The sequence below is a fragment of the Thermus sp. genome (assembly GCF_039793865.1).
Lineage (GTDB): Bacteria > Deinococcota > Deinococci > Deinococcales > Thermaceae > Thermus.
On the sequence record NZ_JBAMMI010000022.1, the window covers coordinates 44649 to 52650 of the forward strand.

8 protein-coding genes, 1 tRNA gene and 1 CRISPR repeat array are annotated in these 8002 nt (G+C 68.3%); of the genes, 7 read left to right on the forward strand and 2 right to left on the reverse strand.

Annotation, left to right across the window (positions count from 1 at the left end):
- The first annotated feature begins 15 nt into the window (after positions 1–15).
- Genes ABJK26_RS02155 through mutY form a run of 7 tightly spaced genes read left to right on the forward strand, consistent with a single transcriptional unit; the run spans position 16 to position 6184 of the window.
- Positions 16–825, forward strand: a complete 810-nt coding sequence (locus ABJK26_RS02155) for a [LysW]-aminoadipate kinase (protein ID WP_347240577.1) — start codon at positions 16–18, stop codon at positions 823–825.
- A 4-nt stretch (positions 826–829) separates the two neighbouring features.
- Entirely contained in the window at positions 830–2392 is a 1563-nt protein-coding gene (locus ABJK26_RS02160) for a 1,4-alpha-glucan branching protein (protein WP_347240568.1), read from the forward strand.
- On the forward strand, positions 2392–3270 hold the full coding sequence (locus ABJK26_RS02165) for a nitrilase-related carbon-nitrogen hydrolase (protein ID WP_347240569.1): 879 nt from the start codon (positions 2392–2394) through the stop codon (positions 3268–3270). Before ABJK26_RS02160 ends, ABJK26_RS02165 begins: the two co-directional genes overlap by 1 nt.
- Positions 3257–4102, forward strand: a complete 846-nt coding sequence (locus tag ABJK26_RS02170) for an NAD+ synthase (protein WP_347240570.1) — start codon at positions 3257–3259, stop codon at positions 4100–4102. The genes ABJK26_RS02165 and ABJK26_RS02170 overlap by 14 nt, the downstream gene beginning before the upstream one ends.
- A 9-nt stretch (positions 4103–4111) precedes the next feature.
- Positions 4112–4759 (forward strand): nuclease-related domain-containing protein, encoded by a 648-nt coding sequence (locus ABJK26_RS02175; RefSeq protein WP_347240571.1) that lies wholly within the window; start codon positions 4112–4114, stop codon positions 4757–4759.
- Entirely contained in the window at positions 4759–5181 is a 423-nt protein-coding gene (locus tag ABJK26_RS02180; protein WP_347240572.1) for a CoA-binding protein, read from the forward strand. Before ABJK26_RS02175 ends, ABJK26_RS02180 begins: the two co-directional genes overlap by 1 nt.
- Before the next feature lies 1 nt (position 5182).
- Positions 5183–6184, forward strand: coding sequence for an A/G-specific adenine glycosylase MutY (gene mutY / locus ABJK26_RS02185; RefSeq protein WP_347240573.1), 1002 nt, complete (start codon positions 5183–5185; stop codon positions 6182–6184).
- Here mutY and ABJK26_RS02190 read toward each other — a convergent pair.
- Both ABJK26_RS02190 and ABJK26_RS02195 read right to left on the reverse strand, forming a co-directional pair.
- Complete coding sequence (locus tag ABJK26_RS02190; protein WP_347240574.1) at positions 6077–6775, reverse strand: FAD-dependent oxidoreductase; 699 nt, start codon at positions 6773–6775, stop codon at positions 6077–6079. The two genes, mutY and ABJK26_RS02190, sit on opposite strands and share 108 nt — an antisense overlap.
- 44 nt (positions 6776–6819) lie before the next feature.
- A tRNA-Trp gene (locus tag ABJK26_RS02195) sits at positions 6820–6895 on the reverse strand.
- 114 nt (positions 6896–7009) lie between these two features.
- A CRISPR array of direct repeats spans positions 7010–7491; the repeat unit is 36 nt; unit sequence GTCGCAATCCCCTTACGGGGCTATGTGGTTTGCAAC.
- Positions 7492–8002 lie beyond the last annotated feature (511 nt).

An 8002-nucleotide genomic window follows, 5' to 3' on the forward strand; every position in this document is an offset into this window, starting at 1 on the left:
GTGGGAGGTGAGCTTGTGATCGTGGTCAAGGTGGGAGGCGCCGAGGGGATCCACTACGAGGCCGTGGCCAAGGACGCGGCCTCCTTGTGGAAGGAGGGGGTGAGGCTTCTTCTGGTCCACGGGGGAAGCGCCGAAACCAACAAGGTGGCGGAGGCCCTGGGCCACCCGCCCCGCTTCCTCACCCACCCCGGGGGGCAGGTGAGCCGCCTCACCGACCGCAAGACCCTGGAGATCTTTGAGATGGTCTACTGCGGCCTGGTGAACAAGCGCCTGGTGGAGCTTCTGCAGAAGGAGGGGGCGAACGCCATCGGCCTTTCGGGGCTAGACGGAAGGCTTCTCGTGGGCCGGAGGAAAACCGCGGTCAAGTACGTGGAGGACGGCAAGGTCAAGATCCACCGCGGGGACTACACGGGCACGGTGGAGGAGGTGAACAAGGCCCTTTTGGACCTCCTCCTTGGGGCGGGCTACCTCCCCGTCCTCACCCCCCCTGCCCTGAGCTACGAGGGCGAGGCCATCAACACCGATGGGGATAGCATCGCCGCCCTCCTCGCCCGGGTCTACGGGGCGGAGGCCCTTATTTACCTCTCCAACGTCCCCGGCCTCCTCGCCCGCTACCCGGACGAGGCCTCTTTGGTGCGGGAGATCCCCGTGGAGCGGGTGGAGGACCCGGAGTACCTGGCCCTCGCCCAAGGGCGGATGAAGCGCAAGGTCATGGGGGCGGTGGAAGCGGTAAGGGGCGGGGTGAAGCGGGTGGTCTTCGCCGATGGCCGGGTGGAAAACCCCATAAGGCGGGCCCTTTCCGGGGAAGGCACCGTGGTACGCTAGGGCCATGGCGCGCTTCGCCCTGGTCCTCCACGCCCACCTCCCCTATGTGCGGGCCCACGGGATGTGGCCTTTCGGGGAGGAGACCCTCTACGAGGCCATGGCCGAGACCTACCTCCCCCTCGTCCGGGTCTTGGAGCGGCTTCGCGCCGAGGGGGTGGAGGCCCCCTTCACCCTGGGGATCACCCCCATCCTGGCGGAGCAGCTCGCCGACCCCCGGATCAAGGAGGGGTTCTGGGCCTACGCCAAGAACCGCCTGGAGAGGGCCCAGGGCGACTATCAGCGCTACCGGGGCACGGCCCTCGAGGCCAGCGCCCGGCACCAGGTGGCCTTCTGGGAGCTCACCCTGGACCACTTCCACCACCTGCGGGGGGACCTCCTGGCTCCCTTCCGGAGGGCCCAGGAGAGGGGGCAGGTGGAGCTCCTCACCTCCAACGCCACCCACGGCTACTCCCCTCTCCTCGCCTACGACGAGGCCCTCTGGGCCCAGATCAAGACCGGGGTCAGCACCTACCGCCGCCACTTCGCCAAGGACCCCACGGGCTTCTGGCTCCCGGAGATGGCCTACCGGCCCAAGGGCCTTTGGAAGCCCCCCGTGGAAGGCCCCCCGGAGGGGGTGAGGCCCGGGGTGGACGAGCTTCTGATGCGGGCCGGGATCCGCTACACCTTCGTGGACGCCCACCTGGTCCAGGGGGGCGAGCCCCTCTCCCCTTACGGGGAGGCCTCCTTGGGTCCCGTGGAGAGCCGGGAGGCCACCTACTACGTCCACGAGCTGGCCTCGGGCCTCCGGGTCCTAGCCCGCAACCAGGAGACGGCCCTTCAGGTGTGGAGCGCCGACCACGGCTACCCGGGAGAGGGGCTTTACCGGGAGTTCCACCGCAAGGACCCCCTTTCCGGCCTCCACCACTGGCGGGTGACCCACCGCAAGGCGGACCTTTCGGAGAAGGCCCCCTACGACCCGGAGGCGGCCTTCGCCAAGGCCAAGGAGCACGCCCGCCACTTCGTGGGGCTTCTGGAGCGCCTCGCCGAGGGGCACCCCGAGGGGGTCATCCTCTCCCCGTATGATGCCGAGCTCTTCGGCCACTGGTGGTACGAGGGGGTGGCCTGGCTGGAGGAGGTGCTGAGGCTCCTCGCCCAAAGCCCCAGGGTCCGGCCCGTGACCGCGCGGGAGGCGGTGCAGGGCCCCGCGGTGCGGACCGCCCTCCCCGAGGGCTCCTGGGGCCGGGGCGGGGACCATAGGGTCTGGCTCAACGAGAAGACCCTGGACTACTGGCGGGTCGTGTACCGGGCGGAGGGGGCCATGCGGGAAGCGGCGCGCCGGGGCGTCCTCCCTGAGGGGGTGTTGCGCCAGGCCATGCGGGAGCTCCTCCTCCTCGAGGCCTCCGACTGGCCCTTCCTCATGGACACGGGGCAGGCCGAGGCTTACGCCAAGGAGCGGTACGAGGAGCACGCCCGGGCCTTCTTCCACCTCCTCAAAGGGGTCTCCCCCGAGGAGCTTAAGGCCTTGGAGGAGCGGGACAACCCCTTCCCCGAGGCCAACCCCCGCCTCTACCTTCCCCAGGAGGCTTGATGCGGGAGGTGCGCCACGCCGTCCTCCAGTTCCGCCCCGAGAAGAGCCGGCTTAGAGAGAGCCTTGAGCGGCTAAGGGCCCACCTCGAGGCCCTCCGCCCCCACGCCCCCCAGGTGGTGGTCCTGCCCGAGGCCGCCCTCACCGGCTACTTCCTGCAAGGGGGGGTAAGGGAGCTTGCCCTCACCCGCCATGAGCTTTTGGAGCTTTTGGCGGGGGTTTACGAGAAGGTGGGGTGGGAGGGGGCTTTGGACCTGGTGGTGGGCTTCTACGAGCGGGACGGGGGGGCCTACTACAACAGCGCCGCCTACCTGGAGCTTCCCCACCGGGTGGTCCACGTCCACCGCAAGGTCTTCCTCCCCACCTACGGGGTCTTTGACGAGGAGCGCTACCTCTCCCGGGGAAGCCGGGTGGAGGCCTTTAGGACCCGCTTCGGCCGGGCGGCCATCCTCATCTGCGAGGACTTCTGGCACTCCATCACCGCCACCCTCGCCGCCTTGGACGGGGCCGAGGTGGTCTACGTGCCCGCGGCGAGCCCGGCTAGGGGCTTCCAGGGGGCGCGGCCCGAGAACGTGGAAAGGTGGCGCACCCTGGCCCAGGCGGTGGCGGCGGAGCACGGGCTTTACGTGGTGGTGGCGAGCCTGGTGGGGTTTGAGGGGGGGAAGGGGATGAGCGGGGGAAGCCTGGTGGTGGGGCCGGACGGGAGGGTCCTCGCCGAGGCCCCCCTCTTTGAGGAGGCGGCCCTCCTCTTCTCCTTGGACCGGGAGCGGATCCCCCCGGCGCGCGACGAAAGCCCCCTCCTCTCCGACCTCGAGGCGGGCCTTCCCCTGCTTCTGCCTGACCTAGAAAGGGTCTTAAGGAGGCGGGATGCGGATTCTTGAGGCGCCCAAGGCCCAGGAGGTCCTGGAGCTCAACTGGCCCCTGGTGGCGGACTTCCTCACCCGGTTCATCCGGGAGGAGCTTTCCTGGCGGGGCTACGAGAAGGCCGTCGTGGCGGTTTCCGGCGGGGTGGACTCGGCCACCACCCTGGCCCTGGCGGTGCGGGCTTTGGGGAGGGAAGGGGTCCACGCCCTCTTCCTGCCCCACCGGGACTCGAGCCCCCTTTCCCGGGAGCACGCCTATTTGGTGGCCGAGACCTTCGGCGTGGCCCTGGAGGAGGTGGACATCACCCCCATGGTGGAGGCCTACGCCGCCCTCACCCCGGACCTCACCCCCCACCGCAAGGGGAACGTCATGGCCCGGGCGCGGATGATCGTCCTCTTTGACAAGTCCCAGGCCTACCGGGCCCTCCCCTTGGGCACGGGGAACAAGACGGAGAGGCTTTTCGGCTACTACACCTGGCACGGGGACGACGCCCCGCCCGTGAACCCCTTGGGGGACCTCTACAAGACCCAGGTCTGGCGGCTCGCCGAGCACCTCGGGGTGCCGGAGGCCGTGGTGAAGAAGCCCCCCACCGCCGACCTCGTCCCCGGCCAGACGGACGAGGCCGACCTCGGGGTGCGCTACCTCCGGGCCGACGTGATCCTGGAGCACTACCTGAAGGGCTACTCCGACGCCTACATCCTGGGCCTCGGCTTCAGCGAGGAGGAGCTTAGGCGGGTGAAGGAGCGGGTGAACCGCACCCACTGGAAAAGGGCCCTCCCCACCGTGGCCCTCCTTTCCTCCACGGCCATAGGGGAGTTCTACCTGAGGCCCTTGGACTACCGGCCTTAGGGAGGCGGTATGGCGCGCGAGATCGGCAAAGCGGGAAAGACCCTTTCCAGGAAGCTTTGGCGCTTGGCCGCCGTGGTCTTGGGCCTTGGTTTTTTGGTCTGGCTCCTTATCAAGCTCTTCGTCCCCTGGATGGGGGCCCTGGCCCTTCCCCTGGCCCTCTTGGCCGCGGTGCGCTTCCTTCAGGACAAGGACGTGGAGCGCGAGGTGGTGGCGAAGGCACGGGGCTACCTGGGGGAGTCCCGGGTGGGCCGGGTCCTCGCCCGCCTGCCCCTGGGCTGGCGGGTCTTCCACGACGTGGACCTGGGGGGCGAGAACGCCGACCACGTGGTGGTGGGCCCTCCCGGCGTCTTCAACGTGGAGGTGAAGAACTATAGTGGCCCCATAGAGGTGCGCCCCGAGGGGCTTTGGGTCCGGGGAAGCAGGCGGGACGACCTCGTGCGCCAGGCGTGGCGCCAGGCCCACAAGCTCAAGGAGCTCCTGGGGGTGGAGGTCCAGCCCGTCTTGGTGTTCGTGGGCAAGCGGGTCAAGGGGGAGGTGGGCCGCCTCCCCGTTTTGGGGGAGGAGGACCTCTTGCCCTACCTCAGGGCCCAGCCCCACCGCCTGGCCTTTGAGGAGGCCCGCAAGCTGATGGCGGTCTTGGAGAGGAGGGTGCGCTGATGGAGGAGGCTCGGCTCAAGGAGCGCCTGGCCCAGGCCCGGACCATCGCCGTCCTCGGGGCCCACAAGGACCCTTCCCGCCCCGCCCACTACGTGCCCAAATACCTCTCGGAACAGGGCTACCGCGTCCTCCCCGTGAACTCCAGGTTCCAAGGGGAGGAGCTTTTCGGGGAAAGGGTGGTGGGAAGCCTCCTGGAGCTTCAGGGTCCCGTGGACATCCTGGACGTCTTCCGCCCCCCTTCCGCCCTCATGGGCCACCTTGCGGAGGTCCTGGCCCTAAAACCCGGTTTGGTCTGGCTCCAGTCGGGCATCCGGAACCCGGAGTTTGAGAAGGCCCTGGAGGAGGCGGGCGTCCCCGTGGTGGCCGACCGCTGCCTCATGGTGGAGCACAGGCGCCTCTTCCGGGGCCCCCTCCCTCTTTAGCGTGGAAACCTGGCAGAAGGCCCTCCTCGCCTGGTACCGGGAGAACGCCCGCCCCCTCCCCTGGCGGGGGGAGAAGGACCCCTACCGCGTCCTGGTGTCCGAGGTCCTCCTGCAGCAGACCCGGGTGGAGCAGGCCATCCCCTACTACCGCCGCTTTCTGGAGCGCTTTCCCACCCTGAAGGCCCTGGGAGAGGCCCCCCTGGAGGAAGTCCTGAAGGCTTGGCAGGGGGCGGGCTACTACCGCAGGGCGGAACACCTCCACCGCCTGGCCCAAAGCGTGGAGGAGCTTCCCCGAGGCTTCGCCGAGCTGAAGAGGCTTCCCGGCCTCGGGCCCTACACCGCGGCGGCGGTGGCCTCCATCGCCTTCGGGGAGCGGGTGGCGGCGGTGGACGGGAACGTGCGCCGGGTCCTCGCCCGCCTCTTCGCCCTGGAAGACCCGAAGGAGAGGGCGCTTTTCGCCCTCGCCCAGAGCCTCCTTCCCCAGGGCGTGGACCCGGGGGTGTGGAACCAGGCCCTCATGGAGCTCGGGGCCACGGTCTGCCTGCCGAGGAGGCCCCGATGCGGGGCCTGCCCCCTAGGGGCCTTCTGCCGGGGGAAGGAGGCCCCCGGGCGCTACCCCGGGCCGAGGAAGCGCCGGGCGAGGGAGGAGCGGCTCGTGGCCCTCGTCCTCCTCGGGCGGAAGGGGGTCCACCTGGAGAGGCTTGAAGGGCGGTTCCGGGGGCTTTACGGGGTGCCCCTCTTTCCCCCGGAGGCGCTTCCCCTGCGGGAGGCGGCCTTCGGGGTGAGGTCTAGGCCCCTTGGCGAGGTGCGCCACGCCCTCACCCACCGGAGGCTTCTCGTGGAGGTGCGGGGGGCCCTCTGGGAAGGGGAGGGGGAGGAGCCCTGGAAGAGGCCCCTACCCAAGCTCATGGAGAAGGTGCTCCGCAAGGCGCTTCCCCTCCTCGCTCATGCGGGCGTAGTCCCCTTCCCGCACGCAAAGCCCCACGGCGTAAAGCCCCTTTAGGCGCTTGAGGCGGAAGGTCTCCTCCTCCCACTCCTCGGGGTGGAAGGCCAGGTAGCGCACCCGGTAGCCCGGGGTGGTGGGGGTCTTGGGCACCTCCCCCTCCCGCTCCAGGAAGCGGAAGCCCAAGCGCGAAAGCTCCTCTAAAAGGTCGGGGTAGCTCGCCTCCGAAAGCCTGCCCGCCTCCTCCACCGCCCCGCCCAGGAAAAGCCTCGCCCCGAGGAAGCTCCCCACCGCGAGCACCACCCTCTCCGCCCGGGCCGGGGGGCCCTCCCAGGTCCTCACCCCCACCACCCGCCCTCCCTCCAGGAGAAGCCCCGTGGCCGTGGCCTGGAAGAGGTGGAGGTTCCGCTCGCCCTCCAAAAGGTACTTGGCCCGGGCGTGGAAGGCCCACACCCGCTCGTCCCCGGGGTCGTAGGCCCGCTCCAGGAGGCTTCCCGGGGGAAAGGGGGGCCTTGGGGGCAAGAAGGGCATCATCACCGCGTCCAGGCTTTGGGTGAGGAGGCCCACCCGAACCCCCTTTTTGGCTAGCTGAAAAGCGGCCTCGGCCCCGGAGAACCCCGCGCCCACGATGAGCACCTGGTACGCCGCCATACGCCAAAAGCCTAACCCCCCAGGCCTGGGCCTGAGGGGTGCGCTGGCGGGCCGTGAAGGACTCGAACCTCCAACCCCCGGTTTTGGAGACCGGTGCTCTGCCAGTTGAGCTAACGGCCCCCGCCTCCAGGGATTCTAGCACACCCAGGCCGGGGAGCCAAGCCGGGCGGCGAGAGGGCCTGCCGGGGTCCGGGGAACTAAGGAGGCGGCGCCCGCCCTCGCCAAGCTTTCCTGGCCGCAATCCCCTTACGGGGCTATGTGGTTTGCAACCCTCCTGGTGAACCCCCTCCGCTACGAGCACGACCATGTGTCGCAATCCCCTTACGGGGCTATGTGGTTTGCAACGAGATGGTGGGGGGGATCGCCTGGAGGTTTGGGTGGCGTCGCAATCCCCTTACGGGGCTATGTGGTTTGCAACTGGAAATCCACGCCATCTTACTCCAAACTCAGTTCATAGCGTCGCAATCCCCTTACGGGGCTATGTGGTTTGCAACGGGGTTCCTTAGGAACCTCAACCTGGACTGGATTTTGGAGTCGCAATCCCCTTACGGGGCTATGTGGTTTGCAACGTAAAGATGTCGCCGCCTTGTGGGTGAATAGGGTTGTCGCAATCCCCTTACGGGGCTATGTGGTTTGCAACTTCGGGTATGATTCCCGCCGGCGCCCGGTGGTGGCGTGGGGTCGCAATCCCCTTACGGGGCTATGTGGTTTGCAACTCTACCCCCCTAAGAACCCCGTCCTGGACGGCACCGCCAGAGGGGGGTTTATGAGAAAGATGAAGCTTGGAATATGCACACGGCGAATAACGGGGGTTTTCGGGGGTTTGTGCCGATGAAAAGCCACAGGAGAAAGGGGCGATGAGAAGGGGAAAACGCATATTGCCCATCCCCAAGGGAAGAACTGGCTTTCAAGGTCCCCACCCGGAGGTCCGGGTTAGGGGGAGTATAGCACACACCGCAACGTTGGGCCAGGTCAAAATTTCGGTGAAGAAAGGGCTCCAGGACTGAGCTTTGTTTTTCAAAGCGCAAAGAAAGCCAGTTGCATCGCAATTTTGCTGATAGGTATAGCAAAGGCCCGCCTCATCGCCACAGGTAAAAGGGGGTGTAGCGCCCCCGTCCCAAGAGGGCGGCCTTCAGGGGCTGGGCCTGGTAAGAGCTCCCCCAGGGGCTTTCACCCCACATTCCGCACCCCCCTCACTCCAGCAGGTAATATCGCCCGGCCCCCAGG